This window comes from Streptomyces sp. NPDC005423 (assembly GCF_040606415.1).
Lineage (GTDB): Bacteria > Actinomycetota > Actinomycetes > Streptomycetales > Streptomycetaceae > Streptomyces.
On sequence record NZ_JBEXET010000002.1, the window covers coordinates 109,831 to 129,012 of the forward strand.

Annotated in this window: 17 protein-coding genes and 1 tRNA gene; 8 read left to right on the top strand and 10 right to left on the bottom strand. The window is 72.3% G+C overall.

Annotated elements, in window-relative coordinates:
* Positions 1–652: 652 nt before the first annotated feature.
* Both ABZT12_RS04345 and ABZT12_RS04350 read right to left on the bottom strand, forming a co-directional pair.
* Positions 653–1,315, bottom strand: coding sequence for a hypothetical protein (locus ABZT12_RS04345; protein ID WP_356377042.1), 663 nt, complete (start codon positions 1,313–1,315; stop codon positions 653–655).
* Positions 1,316–1,537: 222 nt separating this feature from the next.
* A complete protein-coding gene (locus ABZT12_RS04350) occupies positions 1,538–3,619 on the bottom strand; it encodes an MFS transporter (protein ID WP_356377045.1) in 2,082 nt (693 codons plus the stop codon).
* Positions 3,620–3,777: 158 nt separating this feature from the next.
* Between ABZT12_RS04350 and ABZT12_RS04355 the strand changes: the two genes are divergently transcribed.
* On the top strand, positions 3,778–5,001 hold the full coding sequence (locus ABZT12_RS04355) for a peptidoglycan-binding protein (protein ID WP_356377049.1): 1,224 nt from the start codon (positions 3,778–3,780) through the stop codon (positions 4,999–5,001).
* A 145-nt stretch (positions 5,002–5,146) separates the two neighbouring features.
* Here ABZT12_RS04355 and ABZT12_RS04360 read toward each other — a convergent pair whose 3' ends face one another.
* Entirely contained in the window at positions 5,147–5,809 is a 663-nt protein-coding gene (locus ABZT12_RS04360; RefSeq protein ID WP_356377052.1) for an HAD-IA family hydrolase, read from the bottom strand.
* A 356-nt stretch (positions 5,810–6,165) separates the two neighbouring features.
* Positions 6,166–6,747 (bottom strand): TMEM165/GDT1 family protein, encoded by a 582-nt coding sequence (locus ABZT12_RS04365; protein WP_356377054.1) that lies wholly within the window; start codon positions 6,745–6,747, stop codon positions 6,166–6,168.
* A gap of 413 nt (positions 6,748–7,160) precedes the next feature.
* Here ABZT12_RS04365 and ABZT12_RS04370 point away from each other — a divergent pair, with 413 nt between their 5' ends.
* Together ABZT12_RS04370 and ABZT12_RS04375 are read left to right on the top strand one after the other, a co-directional pair.
* Positions 7,161–7,805 carry an HNH endonuclease family protein gene (locus ABZT12_RS04370; protein WP_356377057.1) on the top strand — a complete coding sequence of 215 codons (645 nt, stop codon included), beginning with the start codon at positions 7,161–7,163 and terminating at the stop codon, positions 7,803–7,805.
* Positions 7,806–7,885: 80 nt separating this feature from the next.
* Positions 7,886–9,517, top strand: coding sequence for an alkaline phosphatase D family protein (locus ABZT12_RS04375; RefSeq protein WP_356377059.1), 1,632 nt, complete (start codon positions 7,886–7,888; stop codon positions 9,515–9,517).
* Between the two features lie 72 nt (positions 9,518–9,589).
* Here the strand turns inward: ABZT12_RS04375 and ABZT12_RS04380 are convergent, their stop codons facing one another.
* The gene (locus ABZT12_RS04380; RefSeq protein WP_356377062.1) at positions 9,590–10,147 is read right to left on the bottom strand and encodes a superoxide dismutase family protein; all 558 of its coding nucleotides are present in this window, start codon (positions 10,145–10,147) and stop codon (positions 9,590–9,592) included.
* Positions 10,148–10,350: 203 nt separating this feature from the next.
* Between ABZT12_RS04380 and ABZT12_RS04385 the strand changes: the two genes are divergently transcribed.
* The gene (locus tag ABZT12_RS04385) at positions 10,351–10,986 is read left to right on the top strand and encodes a VTT domain-containing protein (RefSeq protein WP_356377065.1); all 636 of its coding nucleotides are present in this window, start codon (positions 10,351–10,353) and stop codon (positions 10,984–10,986) included.
* Positions 10,987–11,023: 37 nt separating this feature from the next.
* On the opposite strand, the gene ABZT12_RS04390 is transcribed toward ABZT12_RS04385, so the two are convergent.
* Complete coding sequence (locus ABZT12_RS04390) at positions 11,024–11,257, bottom strand: DUF2277 domain-containing protein (protein ID WP_356377068.1); 234 nt, start codon at positions 11,255–11,257, stop codon at positions 11,024–11,026.
* Positions 11,258–11,367: 110 nt separating this feature from the next.
* Here ABZT12_RS04390 and ABZT12_RS04395 point away from each other — a divergent pair, with 110 nt between their 5' ends.
* Positions 11,368–11,703 carry a hypothetical protein gene (locus tag ABZT12_RS04395; protein WP_356377070.1) on the top strand — a complete coding sequence of 112 codons (336 nt, stop codon included), beginning with the start codon at positions 11,368–11,370 and terminating at the stop codon, positions 11,701–11,703.
* A gap of 77 nt (positions 11,704–11,780) precedes the next feature.
* Here ABZT12_RS04395 and ABZT12_RS04400 read toward each other — a convergent pair.
* Positions 11,781–11,855 (bottom strand) — tRNA-Val (locus ABZT12_RS04400).
* A gap of 192 nt (positions 11,856–12,047) precedes the next feature.
* Here ABZT12_RS04400 and ABZT12_RS04405 point away from each other — a divergent pair.
* Both ABZT12_RS04405 and ABZT12_RS04410 read left to right on the top strand, forming a co-directional pair.
* The gene (locus ABZT12_RS04405) at positions 12,048–12,824 is read left to right on the top strand and encodes a DUF4097 family beta strand repeat-containing protein (RefSeq protein WP_356377074.1); all 777 of its coding nucleotides are present in this window, start codon (positions 12,048–12,050) and stop codon (positions 12,822–12,824) included.
* 74 nt (positions 12,825–12,898) lie between these two features.
* Positions 12,899–14,284, top strand: a complete 1,386-nt coding sequence (locus ABZT12_RS04410) for a hypothetical protein (protein ID WP_356377077.1) — start codon at positions 12,899–12,901, stop codon at positions 14,282–14,284.
* A gap of 125 nt (positions 14,285–14,409) precedes the next feature.
* Here the strand turns inward: ABZT12_RS04410 and ABZT12_RS04415 are convergent, their stop codons facing one another.
* From ABZT12_RS04415 to ABZT12_RS04425, 3 genes are all read right to left on the bottom strand, one after another.
* Complete coding sequence (locus ABZT12_RS04415; RefSeq protein ID WP_356377080.1) at positions 14,410–14,592, bottom strand: hypothetical protein; 183 nt, start codon at positions 14,590–14,592, stop codon at positions 14,410–14,412.
* A 113-nt stretch (positions 14,593–14,705) separates the two neighbouring features.
* Positions 14,706–15,989 carry a hypothetical protein gene (locus ABZT12_RS04420; RefSeq protein ID WP_356377083.1) on the bottom strand — a complete coding sequence of 428 codons (1,284 nt, stop codon included), beginning with the start codon at positions 15,987–15,989 and terminating at the stop codon, positions 14,706–14,708.
* A gap of 40 nt (positions 15,990–16,029) precedes the next feature.
* A complete protein-coding gene (locus tag ABZT12_RS04425; protein WP_356378079.1) occupies positions 16,030–18,264 on the bottom strand; it encodes a transglycosylase domain-containing protein in 2,235 nt (744 codons plus the stop codon).
* Between the two features lie 676 nt (positions 18,265–18,940).
* Here ABZT12_RS04425 and ABZT12_RS04430 point away from each other — a divergent pair.
* Positions 18,941–19,162 carry a zinc ribbon domain-containing protein gene (locus ABZT12_RS04430; RefSeq protein WP_356377086.1) on the top strand — a complete coding sequence of 74 codons (222 nt, stop codon included), beginning with the start codon at positions 18,941–18,943 and terminating at the stop codon, positions 19,160–19,162.
* Positions 19,163–19,182 lie beyond the last annotated feature (20 nt).

Genomic DNA, 19,182 nt, shown 5'->3' on the forward strand with positions numbered 1-19,182 from the left:
CCGGACGTGGAGCGGGTCGTGCCGGACGTGGGGGCGACGGATCCGGTGCCGGTGCTCGTGGTGCCGGTGCTCGTGGTGCCGGTGCTCGTGGTGCCGGTGGTGCCCGTAGCGCCGGTGGTGCCCGTCGTGCGGTCGCGCGCGGCCCGGTCGGTGTCCTTGGCGCGGTCGTCGTCGCCGTCCAGGGCGCGGTCCGCGTCCTGGGTGCGGCCGAGGTCCTTGGTGCGGTCGGCGCCCGCGACGGCGGTGCCGGACTGGGCCGGGAGCTGGGTCGCCTCGCGGTCGGTACCCGTGGTCGTCGCGGTACCCGTGGTCGACGCGGGCGTTGCGGTCGTCGCGGTTTCCTTGCGCCGCTCGGCGGCCGTACCGGCCGGGTCGGCCGAAGTGCCGTTGCCCAGCGGGGAGTTCGAGCCGCGCGTACCGGTCGTGGTGCTCGCGGTGCTCGTGCTGCCCGTGCCATCCGTGCTGCTCAGGTCGCGCGCGTCACGGGTGTCACGGGTGCCGCGTGCCTCGCGGGTGTCGCGTGCCTCGCGGGTGTCGCGTGCCTCGCGGTTGTCGCGTGCCTCGCGGGTGTCGCGTGCCTCGTCGGCGGTGCCGCTCGTCACCGTGCTGCCGGTCGGGTCGGCCGTCGGTCGGGTCGTGTCGGGCATCTGGGTCAACTTCCCTTCACTGTCTGCTGGTTGGACGCGCCGAGGACGCGGCGCCCGTCGTGCTCGTCACTGGTGGCGGTGCTGGTGGCGGTGCCGGTGGCGCGGTCGTCGCGGCCGTGGTCCGCCTTCACGAGGTCCTCGAAGAGGGCGCGGGCCTCGACCATCGCCTCGCGCATCTCCTCGGTTCCGGCCTGGCTCTCGGAGGCACCGGCCGTGGGCGCGGCGACGCTGTGCACGCGCCGGTAGCCGTGCACGTGGTGCGCGTGGTGCACCGAGAGCGCGTCGAGCCGCTGGTCGTGGTCGTCGGCCGGGAACCCGCGGGTGTCGGCCAGTTCGGCGATCAGCTGGTCGGCCTCGGCGAGCGCCTCCCGCGGCGAGTCGACGAAGTGTTCCTGGGCGGCGGTCCAGCGCGTCTCGAACCGCTCGCGGGCCGCGGGCTCCAGCGGTCGCAGTCGCAGGGAGCCGTGCCGCTCCACCCGCTCGGTGAGTTCGCGCTCGGCCGCCTTGGTGTCACCGTCGTGCCGGGCCACCGTCCGGTCGTACTCAGGTCCGAAGCGCCGCTTCAGACCGGGGCCGCCGTGCCGGCCGCGGGCCCGCAGAATGAGGGCGGCCGCCACTACGACGACGGCCACGATCACGATAAGAGCGATGATCACGCCTGTGGACATGGGTGCCTTCCGGATTCTCGGCCAACCGGCCTTCCGTACGGGCCGGTTCGAGGTTCGGATTGCCCCGAAGGCGCTCCTCAAACGGGTCCCGTCACTACCGCGGTGGCCCGGGAGACCGGAGAGAGGACGTTCCGCCGCCGTGTCGGTCCCGGCGGGCGCTGCCGAAGCGAGGGGGCGAGGCGCCGGACGGGCGCCCGGCCCGGCCCGGTGGCGCCGGAGACCTCAACTGGCTTGACGCGCGGTCTTGTTGTGGGGTTGCTCGCCGTCCGAGCCGCACAGTTCGGCGCTCATCTCCCGCACCAGCTGGATCAGGTCGGTGGGCCGGCCGGGGCCCCACCAGTCGCCGAGCAGCGCGGCCAGGGACTCCTCGCGGGCCTGCGCCAGCCGTTCGGCCACCGCGTGACCCTCGCCGGTCAACTCCAGTTCGAGACCCACGCGTCGGGCGAGCCGGCGTTCCTCGACCTGACGGGCGGCGGCGAGGATCACGGGCAGTGGCACGGCACTGCGCTCGGCGAGCACACCCGGCTCGGCCCAGCCGTACCGCCTGATGCGCAGCAGCAGCCAACTCGCCGCCGGCTGGAGGTCGCAGCCCGCGCGTGCGGTGATCTCGCGGTAGATCTCGCGCCGTCCCTCGCGGGTGCCGAGCACGGACAGGGCGCGGCACACCTCGTCGTACGACGACCGCTCGACCGGGTTGCTGGCGAGCGTCTCGGTGACGTCGGGGGCGGTGACCGAGCCGCGCAGCTTGTCCTCCTTGAGGAACCAGGCGAGCGCGAAGCCGACGAGGGCGACCGGAGCGGCGTAGAGGAAGACGTCGGTGATGGACGACGCGTAGGCGTGCAGGGCCGCCGGGCGGAGGGCTGCCGGCAGGGCGGCGATGCCGCGCGGGTCGGACTCCAGGGTGTCCGTGCTGACGCCGGGCGGGAGCGGGGTGCCGCGCAGGGCGTCCGCGAGCTTGCCGCCGAGGCGGCTCGCGAAGACCGTGCCGAAGATGGCGACGCCGAAGGAGGCACCGATGGAGCGGAAGAAGGTCGCGCCGGAGGTGGCGACGCCGAGATCCTCGTAGGGGACGGCGTTCTGCACGATGAGGACGAGCACCTGCATGACGAGGCCGAGGCCCAGGCCGAAGACGAAGAAGTAGACGCTCATCTCGGCCGTGGAGCTGTTCACGTCGAGCCGGTGCAGCAGGAGCAGGCCGAGGGCGGTGACGCCGGTGCCCGCGATCGGGAAGACCTTCCAGCGGCCGGTGCGGCTGACGATCTGGCCGGAGGTGGTGGACGACAGCAGCATGCCGAACACCATCGGCAGCATGTGCACGCCGGACATGGTCGGCGAGACGCCCTGGACGACCTGGAGGAAGGTCGGCAGATAGGTCATCGCGCCGAACATCGCGAAGCCGACGATGAAGCTGATGACGGCGGCGAGCGCGAAGGTGCGGACGCCGAACAGGCGGAGCGGCAGCACGGGTTCGGCGGCCCGGCGCTCGACGAGGACGAACACCACGGCCAGCACCACGCCCAGGACCGCGAGCCCGATGATCCGCGGTGAGCCCCACCCCCAGGTCGTGCCGCCCATCGAGGCGACGAGGACCAGACAGGTCGCGACGGCCGCGATGAGGAAGGTGCCGAGGTAGTCGATGGTGTGCCGGGCCGACTTGCGCGGGATGTGCAGCGCGGTGGCGATCACGGCGAGCGCGACCACGCCGACGGGCAGGTTGATGTAGAAGACCCAGCGCCAGCTCAGGTGCTCGGTGAACAGGCCGCCGAGCAGGGGTCCGAGGACGCTGGTCGCTCCGAACACGGCCCCGAAGAGACCCTGGTAGCGACCGCGTTCCCGGGGTGACACGACATCCCCCACGATCGCCATCGACAGCACGATCAGACCGCCGCCGCCGAGCCCCTGCAAGGCGCGGAAGCCGATCAGTTCGGGCATGTTCCGCGCCATGCCGCAGAGCGCGGAGCCGATGAGGAAGATCACGATCGCGGTCTGGAAGAGCCGCTTGCGCCCGTACTGGTCGCCGAGTTTGCCCCACAGCGGGGTCGCGGCGGTCGACGCGAGCAGGTACGCGGTGACCACCCAGGAGAGGTGTTCGAGGCCGCCGAGGTCGCTGACGATGGTCGGCAGCGCGGTCGACACGATGGTCTGGTCGAGGGCGGCGAGCAGCAGTCCCAGCAGCAGCGCGCCGATCGAGACGAGGACGTTCCCGGACACGTGCTCCTGCGCGGCGCTGCCCTGCCGCGGGGCGTTCCCGGGCGGCTGCGCGTCGCCGATCTCGCCCGTCCTGCCGTGCGCGTCCCCGGCCATCCGGACCTCCCGAGGGTTTCGTTACACATCCATGGTGAGCGGTGTGCCCCGTTATGGCCTGTCGAGTCCCGGTGGAAGCGGGTATTCCGGGGGGACTGGGGAGAGCGCGTGAAGAAGGCCCGCATAATCTCTGGAGTCCGACGGGAGGGGACGAACACATGAACGACCCGCAGAACCACGTATGCCCGGAGTGCGGCGCGCCTCGCACGGCCGACGGCAGCCCCTCCTGCGGGTGCACCCGGCGCGCCGCCGACGCCCTGCGCGACACCCGCACCGCGGAGGCCGCCGCCGCGGAGGACTTCGACCCCCTGCGGATCCGGCCCTATGTGGGGCTGGGGAACAGCGGCGGGACCGAGGGGACCACGGCGGGCGGGCCGGCGCGCGCGGGCGGTGCGGGGCCCGGCGCGGCGGACACCTCCGTACAGGCGGGTTCGGCGGGAACGCCGGCCGCCGCCTTCCAGGACGAGACGCAGCCGCTGCCGGCCGTGGACGCCACGACGGCTCCGCGCACCGGGGCACCGGCGGACGCCTCGCCCCTCTACGCACACACCGCGAACACCGCCGTGATACCCGCGGCGGACGGCACGGTGACCCCGCAGGGGATGGCGGCGGACCCGGCGGGCCACACCACCGACACCGCCCAAGTGACCGCCCCGGACGCCACGATGGCTCTGCGGACGGCGACGCCCACGGACATGCCCGGCCTCTCCACGGCCTCCGCCGCCGACGGCTACGACGGCTACGACGGCTACGACGGCTACGACGGCCAAGGAACGCCGCGCCGCTCCCGCCGGACCGCCCTGCTCGCCGCCACGGGTGCCGTCGTGGCGGTGGTGGCGGTCGGCGGTTTCGCGAGCGGGCTGTTCGCCTACAAGTCACCGACGCGGAACGACGCGGCACCCCAGGACGTACGGACCGGCATGGGGAACGCCCCGACGACCGAGGCCCCGCCGTCCCTCACCGCGAGCCCCACGGCCGCACACTCGACGTCCGCCCGCCCCTCTCCCTCGGACAGCGCGAGCGGCTCCCCCTCGGCCACGGCGACCAGCGCGTCCCCGAGCCCCTCCGACTCGGGCAGCCCCAGCCCGACCCCGACGAGGAGCTCCGCCACCGCGTCGCTCGCCCCCGCCCCGGACCAGGGAAGCAGCAGCAGCCCCGCCCCCGTCCTGCGCCGTGGCGACCACGGCGCTGAGGTCACCGAACTCCAGCTGCGCCTACGTCAGTTGAACCTCTACCTGGGTCCCGACGACGGCGACTACTCCGGCCGGGTCGAAAGCGCCGTTCGCACCTACCAGTTGGCGCGCGGTGTCACCGGCGACCCGTCGGGCGTCTACGGCGCGGCGACACGAGCGAAGCTGGAAGCGGAGACCTCCGAACCGTGACACCCACGCGAGACCGGCCAACGGGCTGACGGAGACGGTCGGTTGGCGAGCGGGCGGGTCTGGTCTGGTCTGGCTGGTCTGGTCGGACACCGAGCCGACGGCGAAAGCCGAGCCGACGAGGCGGCCGGGTCCGCACCCGCGTCGCTCATCCGGCGATGTGCAGCCGGATCTCCCCGCCGCCGGTGTTCTCCACCCGTATCTGCCGAAGATCTGGTACCACCACGTCCGCCCGGTGGTACCCGGCCTGCGGCCCGACGCCGACGACCCGCATCCCGGCCGCGCGTCCCGCCGCGATGCCCGCGCCGGAGTCCTCGAAGACGACACAGTCCGCGGGGGCGACGCCCAGCTCGGCGGCTCCCTTGAGGAAACCCTCGGGATCGGGCTTGCTCGCGCCGACGGACTCGGCGGTGACGCGGACCTCGGGCAGCGGCAGCCCCGCCGCGGCCATCCGCGCCGTGGAGAGCGCGACGTCGGCCGAGGTCACGAGCGCGTGCGGAACACCCTGGAGCGACGCCAGGAACTCCGGCGCTCCCGGCACGGCGACGACGCCGTCCAGGTCCGCGGTCTCCTCGGCGAGCATGCGCGCGTTCTCGGCGTGGTTCAGCTCCATGGGCCGGTTCGGGAGCAGCAGCGCCATCGACGCGTAGCCCTGCCGGCCGTGGACGACCTTCATCACCTCGTCCCCGTCCAGCCCGTGCCGGTCGGCCCAGCGCCGCCAGATCCGCTCGACGACGGCGTGCGAGTCGACGAGGGTGCCGTCCATGTCCAGCAGGAGGGCGCGGGCGGTGAGAACGGTCGTGGCCGTCATCGGCAGCTCCAAGACGCGGTAGAGGGGGCGAGAAGAATGCGCCGGGTGCGGTGCGTTCGGTGGATGCGAGGGGAGTGCTCGCACCGGCTCGGCCCCGGTGGGACGGGTCGGCCCCCGAAGGGACACCTCACCCCGGCGGGCACGGTCGGCCCGGACGGGACCTGGCGGCCCCGGAGGGACAAGGCGGCCCCGCCCGCCGGTCAGGGAGAACGGGCGGGAGCCACTTTGTTTCTCTACGGTACAAAACCCGGCCCGCTTCCCGCCACCGCCCCCGGAAACAGTTCACTCACAGTTCAGCTCCACCGGTTCCGCACCGGGGTCCGCCCGGGGCCCCGCAGCGCGGTCCCGCGTCGGTGTCAGGCAGCGAAGGCCTCGTAGAGGCTCCAGACCCCGAGCGCCACCATCAGCACCGCCGCGATCTGCGTGATCAGCCGCAGCGGCACCCGCTTCATCAGCGCCTTGCCGCCGACGATGCCCAGCCCGCCGACCGCCCACAGGGCGAGCACCGCGCCGAGGCCGACGGAGAGCGGGTCGTCGTAGCGGGCGGCGAGGTTGGCGGTCATGATCTGGGTCAGATCGCCGAACTCGGCGACCAGGATGAGCATGAAGCCGGTGCCCGCGACCTTCCAGAAGGACTGGTCGGCGGGTGTGCGGATCTCCTCCTCGCCCTCGTCCCCCTTGAAGAGGAGAACCGCGGCGCCGCCCAGGAAGAGCACACCGGTCAGCGCGTGCACGAGCTGCTGCGGGAGCAGGGTCAGGACACTGCCCGCGGCGACCGCGAGCACGACGTGCAGCAGGAAAGCGGCGGCGACGCCGGCGAAGACGTACGAGGCGCGGTAACGGGTGCCGAGGACGAGGCCGGCGAGCGCGGTCTTGTCGGGGAGCTCGGCGAGAAAGACGACGCCGAACACGAGCGCCGTGACGGTGATGCTGATCAAAATTCCTCAATCGGTCGGGGCTGCCCCACCGAGAGCGCGTGTACCAGCTGCGGACACCTCGGCACGGCAGCACACGCGGCTTGCCGTGTCCGGGGACACGGAGGGTGCACTGCTCTGCCGAAGGTCTCGCTGGCCGGTCCGCGCGTCCGTGAACGGACGGATCTGCCTCCGGGCGCCGGCTCAGACGAGCTGAGCAGTATGTCGACGGTCCGGCGAAGAGCTACTCCCCTTCTGCGCCGTCCATAGTACGCGAGCCCCGGACGGGCCCTCCCGTGAGGAAAGTCCCGCCGCGCCCCTTGTTGTGTCATGTGCACGTCACTAGCTTCTTACCGGACGCACACCTTCCCGCAACACGGCACCGCGAGCATTTCCCCGCTCGTACTCCAACACCCCCACACCACAAGGGAGTTCGTATGCCGAAGTTCTACGCGCGTCGACGGCTCAGCATACTCGCGGCACTCACCGGACTCATAGCCTGGATCGGGCTCCTCAACGGCCCGACCGCCTCCGCCGCGCTGCCCACCCCCGTCAGCGCCGCGACCGCCCGCACCTACCTCGCCTCGCTCTCCGTCGCGACCGAGAACCGCACCGGCTACGCGCGTGACCTGTTCCCCACCTGGATCACGATCAGCGGCACCTGCAACACCCGTGAGTACATCCTGAAGCGGGACGGCACGAACGTCGTCACCGACTCCGCCTGCGCCTCCACCAGCGGCAGCTGGTACTCGGTCTACGACGGCGCCACCTGGACCGCCGCCTCCGACGTGGACATCGACCACCTCGTCCCGCTCGCCGAGGCCTGGGACTCCGGCGCCGGCGCCTGGACCACCGCCCAGCGCCAGGCCTTCGCCAACGACGTGACCCGCCCGCAGCTCCTCGCCGTCACGGACAACGTCAACCAGTCCAAGGGCGACAAGGACCCGGCCGAGTGGATGCCCTCCCTCAGCTCCTACGCGTGCACCTACGTCCGCGCCTGGGTCCAGGTGAAGTACTACTACGGCCTCTCGGTCGACACCGCCGAAAAGACCAAGCTCAGCTCGGTCCTCAGCGGCTGCTGATCCCTCTCGGGGGAGCGGAGAACTGGCCACCGGCCTCCGTCGTTCCGTACGGTACGGAGCGACGGAGGAGGACGATCGACTTGGCCGGAATACGCCTGGGCCCACTGCTTCGCTACGTAGACGGCTCGTCCGCGACCGTGTGGATCGAGACGAGCCGCCCGTGCGCGGCCGAAGTGCGCTGCGCGGACGGCGCCCGCGGCACCGCCCGCACCTTCCAGATCGCGGGCCACCACTACGCCGTGGTACCGGTGGAGGGACTCACGCCCGGCACCTCGTCGCCGTACGAGGTGTTCCTGGACGGCGCCCACGAGTGGCCGCCGCCCGAATCGCCGTTCCCACCCCCGGTGATCCGCACCCCCGACGCCGACGGAACCATCCGGGTCGCCTTCGGCTCCTGCCGCTGGGCCGCGCCGCCCGCCGACGCCCAGGACCCGGTCGGGCCCGACGCCCTGGACTCGATGGCCGCCCGCCTCGCCGGCGCCCCGGAGGCCGAACGGCCGGACGTACTCCTCCTGTTGGGCGACCAGGTGTACGCCGACGAGGTCTCCGACGACACCCGCCGCTGGCTGGCCTCCCGCCGCGACCTGAGCGAACCGCCGGGCGCCGGAGTCTCCGACTACGAGGAGTACACCCACCTCTACTACGAGTCGTGGCTCGACCCCGAGATCCGCTGGCTGCTGTCGACCGTGCCGAGCTGCATGATCTTCGACGACCACGACGTCATCGACGACTGGAACACCAGCGCCGCCTGGCTGGCGGACATCCGGACCACACCGTGGTGGCGCGAGCGGCTGCTGAGCGGCCTGATGTCGTACTGGGTGTACCAGCACCTCGGGAACCTCAACCCCGCCGAACTCGCCGCGGACCCGCTCTACGCCCGGGTCCGCGCACACCCCGACGGCACCGACGAACTGCGCGCCTTCGCCGCCGGGGCCGACGCCGACCCGGCCTCCGTCCGCTGGAGCTACCGGCGCGACTTCGGCCGCGTACGGCTGCTGATGGTGGACAGCAGGGCCGCGCGCGTGCTCGACGAGGACCGGCGCGCGATGATCGACCCCGGCGAGGCGGAGTGGCTGCGCACCGAGGCCCTCACCGACCGCGACTGCTACGACCATCTGCTGCTCGGCACCTCCCTGCCCTGGCTGCTGCCGCACCTGGTGCACGACGCCGAGGAGTGGGACGCGGCCCTGTGCCGGGGCGAGCGGGGCCCGCGCTGGGCCCGCTTCGGCGAACGCCTGCGCAGAGCAGCCGACCTGGAGCACTGGGCGGCCTTCCCCGACTCCTTCGAGGAACTGGCGGGACTGATCGCCGAGACCGGCACCGGCCCGCAGGCACCGGCCACCGTGCTCGTGCTCTCCGGCGACGTGCACCACGCGTACGCGGCCGAGGCGACCTGGCCGGCCGGCCGCGCGCCGGACGCGCGGGTGCTCCAGCTGACCTGCTCGCCGGTCCACAACTCCATACCCGCCTACATGCGGCACGGGTTCCGCCTCGGGTGGAGCGCGGCGGGCCGGGCACTGGGCCGCCGGCTCACCCGGCACGGCCGCTGCGCACCGACATCCGTCAAGTGGCGCAGAACGGGCGGCCCTTGGTTCGGCAACCAGATCATGACCCTTACGCTGCGCGGGCGTTCGGCCCGGCTGCGGCTGGAACGGGCACAGCCCGACGGGACGCTGACGACCGTGCGGGAGTCCACCCTGACCGAACCGTGAGCGGCAGGCGCGGCGGGCCCTTCCGGCCGGGGTGCCCTCCCGTGCGCGGGCGCGGGAGGGCACCCGGCGCGTTCAGGTGCGGCCGGCCGCCCAGCCGAAGGGCACCGTGAAGCACGCCGAACGCGCTCCCTTGGTACCCGGCATGTCATGGATCACCACGGAGGACGCCTCGCCCCGGCGGAAGCCCCAGCCGTGCCGGGCGCTCGCCCCGCCGGAACCGTGCCCGTCGGCGGTGAAGTCCAGCCAGACCTCGTTGGCGGCGGTGACGTCGGCCGGGTTCTTCGACGGCCGGTGCTGGTAGTGCGGACCGGCCGCCGCCGGATCGGCGCCGCACGGCTTCTGGTGCACATGGACGCCGTACGCGTGCCCGGGGCGCAGCCCGCGCACCCGCAGCTCCACGGTGGTCGCCCCGCCCGCCCCGGTGTGCTGGCTCACCTGGACCCACGCGCCGGCCGGAACCAGATCCATGTCGTACGTCACCGCGGCCGACGGCACGAACGCGGAGGGCGGCGCGAAGCGCCCGTCCGTCCGCATCCAGTAGCCGTCCGGGGCGGCACCGCCGCCGGAGCCGGCCGCGCCGCCCGCCAGCAGGGCCGCCACGACCGCGCCCACACCTGTCACTGCCACCATGTTGGACACCGTTCCTCACGTCTCGACACCGGGGCCGCCTTCGCTTCCCCCTCCGTTGCTACGGGACATGCGCGCGGGCCGCTCCCCGGGACGGGGCAGCCGGGTGAACCCGCCGCGCGCGACCCACGAACCCCCCGTGAACCACCGGCCACAGCCCGGGCGTACGCTGTACGGCTGTCATGGGGGAGTAAACGGGGGATCGTGTGTTCGAGAGTGTGGGGTCGCTGACCGGCAGTCCATGGATCTACGCCATGGTCGCCCTGTCGGTGCTCCTCGACGTGTTCCTGCCGGTGCTGCCGAGCGGAGTCCTGGTCATCGCGGCCGCCACGGCGGCCGCCGCCGGGTCGGGTGCCGCGTCCGGCGCGGTACCGCACGAGGTCCCGGACATCCTGGCGCTGATCCTCTCCGCCGCCACCGCCTCCCTCCTCGGCGACCTGGTCGCCTACCGCCTGGCCTGGCGCGGCGGCGCACGCCTGGACCGCGCCATCTCCCGTTCCCGGCGCCTCACCGACGCACAGGAACGTCTCGGCGTGGCGCTGGCCCGCGGGGGCGGCGCGCTGGTCATCCTGGCCCGCTTCGCCCCGGCCGGCCGCTCGCTGGTCTCCCTCGGCGCGGGCGCCGCCCACCGCCGCGCCCGCGACTTCCTCCCCTGGTCCGCCCTCGCGGGCCTCTCCTGGGCCGTCTACAGCGTCGCCCTCGGCTACTTCGGCGCCCAGTGGCTCGGCGCGACCTGGCTGGCGACGGGGGTGTCCTTCCTGGCGCTGTTCGGGGCGGGAGCGGGAGCGGCGTACCTGATGCGGAGGGAACCCGAGCCGGCGGAGGCGGCGGCTGCGGGTTAGAGGCCGCCGCGCCGCGCCCGGCGGGGCAGCGGTCCCGTCAGGCCGGGGTGCGGTGAGGAGTCCGGCCCCGCACCTCCAGACCGGCCAGCAGCTCGGCCGTGGCGTCGGCGATCAGGTCCACGGCGTGGTCGAAGACCTCACGGTTGTGGGCGGCGGGCTCCCGGAAGCCGGAGACCTTCCGCACGAACTGGAGCGCGGCGGCGCGGATCTCCTCCTCGGTCGGCTCGTCGGGCAGTGCGGGCGGTCGAAGGGTCTTGATACTGCGGCACATATGTCCAGTCTCCTGCCGTCGAGGACATACCGTCGACCGTTCCGCCGGAGCAGCCGGAAGTCCCCGTAAGGAACTCGCGACTCAAAATCGAACAGGCGTACCATTGCGGGGTGGCTACGACCTACGACTTCCCGAGTGACCTCCTCGCCGGTCAGGAGGAGCTGCATCAGGTCCGGGCGGAGCTGTCGGCCCTGCTGAAGCGGCTTCCCTGGTCGGTCGAGCCGCTCGACGGCTTCAGCGACACCGGCGGCTGGCGCAAGGTGGAACGCCCCGCCTCCCCCGGCTGGACGGCCGACGAACAGGCCGAGGTCGAGAAGCTCCGCCGGCGCGAACACGAACTCGCGGTCTTCGTCACCGGCCACCGCTTCTGGGCAGAGGTCACGGCGCCTGAACGGGTGGACGCGCGCACGGAGTTGAAGCACGCCGAGCCGCGCGACGCGACCTGATCGGCAGCGGAAAAGGACGAAGGCCCGGGCCACCGGTTTCACACCGGCTGACCTGGGCCTCGTTCGTGTCCTGGAACTGGTGGGCGCGGACGGTTTCGAACCGCCGACATTCGCCTTGTAAGGGCGACGCTCTACCCCTGAGCTACGCGCCCAGGACGAGTCGACAGCCTACATCGCCCGGGGCGGGTCCCCGCACATCCGCACCGGCCGGGGGGTTATCCCCACCCCGGGTCCGGGAGGGCGCCGGATGCCGCGGGCGGGCGGAAGTCCCTACGGTTCACAGGAGTCGTAGCGGCTCGTACGGGGCCGTAGCGGGTCGTCGTCCGGTTCTGGGGGAGATCATCGTGGGTCGTCACAGCGTGGCCGTCCGTTCCGTCGCCGTGGCCGGGGGCGTGGTGGCGCTGCTCGCCGGGGTCACCGCGTGCGGGGCCTCCGCCGGGGACGACAAGCATCCCGATCAGCGGTCGTTCGCCCTGCACGGGCGGACGCTGACCGTGGACTCCGACGACTCCGCGCTGGAGATCGTCTCGGCCCCGGCGAACCCCGCGGGAAAGGTCGAGGTCACCCGGTGGTGGCAGGGGTCGGTGACGTTCGGGAAGGGCCCCGCGGTGACCTGGGCGATGAAGGACGACCGGCTGGTGCTGCGGATGAAGTGCTCCGGGATCGTCGCCGACTGTTCCGCCAGGCACCGGATCGAGGTTCCGCGCGGGATCGCCGTGAAGGTGGAGAGCCGGGACGGGAGTGTGCGGGCGCGGGGGTTCCGGGACGCGCTCACCGTGCGCACCGGTGACGGGAGTGTGCACGTCACCGACTCCAGCGGGCCGTTGCGGCTGCGCAGCGGGGACGGATCCGTGCGGGCGGAGGTCTCCTCGCGCCGGGTGAGCGCCACCACGAGGGACGGCTCCGTGCGGCTCGAACTCGGCGCCGTGCCCGACCTGGTGGAGTCGCGCAGCGGGGACGGGTCCGTCACGATCGGGCTGCCCCGGTCCGCCGCGTACCGGGTGACGACCACGACCGGCGACGGCTCGGCGCGGATCTCGGTGCCCCGCGACGCGTCCAGCGCCCATGTGGTGACGGCGCACACGGGCGACGGCGGAATCACCGTACGAACGGCGAACTGACCGGGCCGTGTGTTCGTCCTTCACGGGTGGGAGAATGACACCACGCAGGGCGGACACCAGCACGGGAGAGGGATGTGACGGCGACACCTACGCAGCCGTACGCGCCGTTCACCGGGGCCCGGCGCGGCTCCGCCGCCGTCCGTGCCGCGGTCGACACGGTCACCCTGGCGGGACTGCCGCTGCTGCTCGCCCTCGCGCTGCCCGCCGCGTTCGCGGGCGGCGGCACCCGGCGCTGGTTCGGCGGGCGCGCGGAGAGCCAGCGGGCCGAGGCCCAGGCGGCGAAGGACGCCGCCGCCGCCGCGTTCTACGAACTGGACACCGCCCAGCGCGACCTGCGGATCTCGATCGAGACGATCACGGCGGTCGACGACTCCCCCGCCGCCCGGCGCGCGGTCACCGACTTCGAGGCGCTGGGCCGGCGTATCGACGAGGCGAGCAACCAGTACATCAACGCCATCGACGCCCACGATCTGGACCGGGACGATCTGGAGGCCGCCGCCGCCCATCGCGCCCGTACCGAACTGACCGCCGCCAAGGACCAGTTGGGCCGGGTCAAGCAGGAACTGGACCGGTTCGAGAGCGGACTCGGCCCGCTGCTCGGCAAGGCCGAGACCCAGCTCGCCCGGCTGGCCCCCGCCGTCGAGCGGGCCCGGCAGGCGCTGCTCGCCGCGAGCAACGCCCTTGACGCCGTGCGGAGTTCGGGGCTGACCGCGGACGACCTCGCCGCCCGGCTCGCCGCGCTCGCGCCGGAGCTGACCAAACTGAACCAGGGCGCCGGACAGCACGGCGTACCGCAGACGCTGGAGCGGGCCGCGCAGGTGGCCCGGGAGGCTGAGGCGATCCGGGCCGAGGCCGAGCGGCTGCCGGAGCGGGCCGCCGAGATCGACCACCGGCTGGTGTCGCTGCGCACCCGCGCCCAGGCCCTCACCACGCGCGCCGGGCAGGTGGACCCGGTGCTGAGCGAACTGCGGCGGCGGTTCTCGGCCGCGTGCTGGCAGGACCTCCAGCACGTGCCCGAGCAGGCCGGGCAGAACGTGGGACAGGCCGAGCTGAAGCTGAAGGAGGCGCGGGCCGCGCGGGACGCGCAGCGCTGGCCGGACGCGACGGCGCTGCTCTCGACCGCGCGGGCGCTGCTGAACACGACCGACGAGGCCGTGTCGGCCGCCGGGGACCGGCTGCGGCGGCTGAACGCCGTACAGAAGGACCCGCAGCAGGAGACCGACCGCACCCGGTTCGCGATCCGGGACGCCCAGCGGCTGGCGATGACCGGCCGCAGCACCCCCGACCCGCGCCACGCCCGCCCCTTGGACGAGGCCGTCGCCCGCCTGGACCGGGCGGTCGCCTCACTGGAGGGGCGCCACCCCGACTACTGGCACTTCCTCACCGAGACGGAGGCGGTGCGGCAGACCGCCGCCGGCGTCGTCACCCGCATCCGCGAGGAACGCGGCACCGGGCACTGAGGGCCCCGCGCGGTCCCGCCGCCGACCGCCGTCTCCGGAACCGGGACGGTAGCCGCGGCTCGGCCCGGCGACGGGACCAGGACGGGTGCGGGGGCGGGGCATGCGGCAGGGACAGGGACCAGGCCCTAGTCGTGGATCGCCGACCAGGCGCTGTCCCCGGCGCGTACCACGGTGGTGGTGGACGTGTCCGACGTGCCCGCCGACGGGGCTGTCAGGGAAGCGACTTGGGGCAGAACCGACAGCAGTACGGCGGAGAGGGCCACCGCCGCCACGGTCAGGCGGCGGTGGATCGACTTCCTGGGACTCACGGCATTCTCCTCGACCCGGGGTGATCGGTCCCCGAGGGGAAGATCTTTACATGTTCTCCCCAAACAAGGGGAGTCCGGGGAGGGACCGGGAACACTTCACGCCACGGCGGGGATCACTTCACCACCGTCGACCAGTCCGGTGACTGCCCGGGATCAAGGCTGCGCAGCCGCTCCAGGGTCTGCGGGGTCTGTACGTCCATCCAGGCGGCCAACTCCTTGAAGGAGACGCACTTGACGCCCTTCTTGGTGCAGATCTTGGGGACGATCTGGTCGATGGCCTTCATGTAGATGCTGCCGTTCCAGTTCTCGAAGTGGTTCCCGATGAACAGCGGCGCCCGGCTGCCGTAGTAGACCCGGTTGAAACCGGCCATGTAGGAGTCGACCGTCTCCTGCTCCCAGGCGGCGAACTTCGCCGCGTCGCCCTGGGTCTCGCCGTCGGACTGGTTGTAGAGGAAGTTGAAGTCCATCGACAGGCCCTGGTACTTGCCGCCCTCGTACGGCAGCAGTTCCAGCGGGAAGTCCCACAGGCCGTTCTTCTTGGTGGGCCATATCTGGAAGTCGCCCGCGGAACTGGCGTCGTACGTCCAGCCGTAGCCCTTCAGGGCCTTCAGCAGGTTGGCCTGACCCTCCAGGCAGGGGGCGCGACCACCCACGACCTCCTTCTTGAAGTCGAAGGGGAGCGGGGCGATGTCCTTGTAGCCGGTGTTGGTCTTCCAGTTCTCGACGAACGAGAAGAACTGGTCGATCTCGCTCTTCCACTGCTCCACACTCCAGTCGCCGCCGCCCTTGGCGCCGCAGAAGTGGCCGTTGAAGTGGGTGCCGATCTCGTTGCCCTGGTCGTACGCCTCGCGCAGCTGCTCCAGGGTGTCGCGTATGTGCTGGTCGGTGGGGAAGTCGATGGCCGCGGAGCCCACCGGGTGCAGCGGCGGGTGGTAGAGGTCCCTCTTGCTCTTGGGCAGCAGATAGATGCCCGTGAGGAAGAACGTCATGTGGGCGTTGTACTCCTTGGCCATCTCCCGGTAGTGCGAGAAGAGTTTGTCGTCGCCCTGGAGCGCGCCGTCCCAGGAGAAGACGACGAACTGGGGCGGTTTCTCACCCGGTTTGAGCGGTACGGCCTTCAACTCGCCCTTCTGCGGCCCGGTGTACGACGTGGACCCGTCCCCGAGCACCCGCGTCTTGCCGTCCCACACCGGGTCCTTGCTGGACTTGGCCGAGTTGCCCTTGCCGGAGGAGGCCGCCGGCGCGGTGTCGTCCGTGCGCGTCAGGACCAGGTATCCGGTGACCAGCGAGGCCACCGCCAGGAAGACCGCCAGGGTGAGGAATCCCGGCCGGGCGGCGCGGCGCGGTGCTCGTGCGCGGTGCCGGCGGCCGGATGGCGCCTTCGTTCCAGGCTTCATGTGCGGCTCATTCTTCGAAGGGGCGGGGGCGGCGCGGCGGTCAGCCGAGGGGGCTCATGGCACTCGACCAGATGCCGTAGGGGACGTCGGCGGTCGCGCCGGCGAGGCCCTCCAGGGGAAGCGGTTCCAGGCTCTTGGACAGATCGATGCGGTAGACGACGATCGCGGTGGACACCTGCTTGTCCGTCCCGACGTACCAGGCGGCGGTGTCACCCTCGGTGGTGCCGACCTTGCCCGCGACGTCCGCGGCGGCGGGAGCGGCGGTCGGGTGCGCGCTGTCGAAGGAGTCGGTGAGCGCCTCGCTGACCTCGCGGGCGGTCACGGTGCTCACCGCCCGGTTCGGCGCGGGCCGGTCCAGTGCGACCCCGGAACCGTTGCGGGTGATCCGGCGCACCGAGTACGGCTCGGTGTGCACGCCCTTGGCGGCGAACGTCGTGTAGGCGCTCGCCATGCGCAGCGCGCTGGGTGTGGCGCTGCCCATGGACATGTCGGGCACCTGCGGCCCGAAGCTGGAGGAGAGGATCCCGGCCGCCTCGGCGGTCCTGCGCACCGTGGGCAGGCCGGTGTCCATGCCGAGTTGCATGAACGGGGTGTTCACGGACTCGGCGAGCGCCTTGCGCAGCGTGATCTGGCCGTAGGACTTGCCGTCGTCGTTGTGTGCGGCGACCTTCTTCCCGCTGCGGTCCCAGTAGGGGCCCTCGGGCGTGGTCACCGGCACGCCGTCGTCCCCGTCGTAGAGCGTGTCCGGGGTGACCGGTTCCGGCGGTCCGCCCCTGCTCTTGGTCACGCCGTGTTCGAGACCGGCGGCGTAGACGAAGGGGAGGAACGCGGTGCCCGCGGGGACGGTGCTCGCGTTGGACTCGTTGTACCCCTGGGTGCGGTGGTCGGGGCCGCCGTAGAGGGCGAGGATACGGCCGTCGGAGGCGACCGAGGAGGCTCCGTAGTGGGCCGACTTCGCCTTGGCCGGACTGGCGGCGAGGGCCTTCTTGCGGGCCTTGGTCACGGCGTCGGTCAGCGCGGCCTCCCGGGTGCGGTCGAAGGTCGTGTAGATCTGGTAGCCGCCGAGGTCGAACTGCTTGTCCGTGATGTGCGCGGTCTTCTTCGCGTACTGGGCGGCCAGCTCCACCAGATAGTCGCTCTGCTTTCCGGTGTCGTAGGTCTTCGATTGCTTCAGCGGCTCGGGGAAGGTCTTGTACTTGGCGCGCTCGGCCGCCGACAGCTTGCCGGTCTTCACCATCCGGTCGAGGATCCAGGACCAACGGGCCACCGCCCGCGCGTGGTTGGCCTTGCTGATAGCCGGGTCGTAGAGGCCGGCGCCCTTGAGGAGCGAGGCGAGGAAGGCGCCCTCGCTGGCGTTGAGCTGGCTGACGTCCTTGCCGTAGTAGGCCTGCGAGGCGCGCTGGAGGCCGTAGGTGCCGCGACCGAACCAGCTGGTGTTGAGGTACCCCTCCAGGATCTTGTCCTTGCTCATCCGGTTGTCGAGCTTGAGGGAGATCATCGCCTCGGTGAACTTGCGGCTCACCGTCTGGTTCTGCGTCAGGTAGACGTTCTTCACGTACTGCTGGGTGATGGTGGAGCCCCCCTCCGTGACACCCTTGCCGACCGTGCTGTACAGGGCGCGGGTGATGCCCCGCACGGAGACTCCGGGGTCGGTGTAGAAGCTCTCGTTCTCCGCCGCGAGCACCGCCCAGCGGACGTTCTGGGGTATGTCCTTCAGCGGCATCGCCTGGCGCTGCACCCAGCCCGTACGGGCCATGGGGGTCCCGTCGGACCAGAAGTAGACGTTGTCCTGCTGGGTGGCGTACGAGTTCAGGTTGCTCGGTATGTCCGTGGCCGCGTAGGCGACGACCAGGAACAGCCCGGTCAGGCCGATCGCCGTCAGCCAGGCGCCCAGCCACTGCCGCCAGGAGGGTATCCAGCGGCGCCAGTCGTCCCGGCCCGGGCGGGGGTAGTGCGGGCGCAGCCTGCGGGCGTAGGGGGCGAGGCGGCGGGCGAGGGGGGTCAGCCGTTCGACGAGCACGGCGAGCCGGGGGCCCACGACGGCGGCTATCCGTCCCCACGCCGTGGGCCTCGGTAGCGCGCGACGCATCGCGGAGCGAGTGATTTTCGCCACATCGGCCGGCTTGACCATGCGTATCTGCATGGTTTCGTCCGGCCTCGGGGGCATATCGTCCCGCGAAGGCAGCTCCGCCGACGCGGACGCGGCGGACGACGCGGCGGCGCTGCCGGGCTTGAGCGACGGGTCGGCGCGCAGCGACTCGACGTTCAGCTTCATCGTCGCGTCCGCCGGCGGGGGCGGACCGTCGGCGCCGGCCCTCGGTGTCCGGGCGGCCTTGGCCGGAGGGCTGCCCTTGGCCGAGGAGGTACCCCTGGTCGGGAGGTTGCTCCTGGCCGGAGGGGCGCCCGTGGTCGGCGGGTTGCCCGTGGCCGGGTTCGTCGAAGGGGTGCCGTCCACCGCGGAGTCGCCCTTGGTCGGGGGCTTCTCGCGGCCGGCCGACGGCTCCCGCCGTCCGGCCGGCGGGTCGGGGTTGAGCAGCGGATCGGCGCGCAGGGCCTCGACGTTGAGCCGCATCGTGGCGTCGGCCGGCGGTGGCGGGTCCGCCTGCCGGGCCTCCTCGGGCGGTACGCCGTCCTCGGCGCCCCGGCGCCGGGGTCGTTTCGGCTCCGCGCGGCGGCCATGCGCCCCGCGGTCACCGTCCTGGGCGTCCCCCCCTTGCCCTGCCTCGGTCACGTCCGCTTCTCCCTCCGCACTCGGTGGTGCTCGCGCGGGTAGATGCAGCGGCCGACAGAGCGGCTGCGAGCCCCCCTGTTTCCCCCGGCCTTACGGCCTCCTCGCGGCCTTCACAAATTACCAGCGATCTTTTCAATTTGTTCGATCACGAATCAGTCAGAAATGGGTCGATGTGATGCACGCAACTCGCCAGCACGGTCGCGCCCGTTAATCTGAACACATGCCACGCTATGACTTCCGCTGCCGTACCTGCGGCGCCACTTTCGAACTGAGCCGCCCGATGGCGGAGTCCGCAGCGCCCGCGACCTGCCCGTCCGGGCACGACGACACCGTGAAACTGCTGTCCACGGTAGCCGTCGGCGGTTCGGCGCAGGCCCCGGCCCCCGGGCCCAACGCGGGCGGCGGGGGCGGTGGCTGCTGCGGGGGCGGCTGCTGCTCCTGACCCTCCGCGGAGTGCGAATT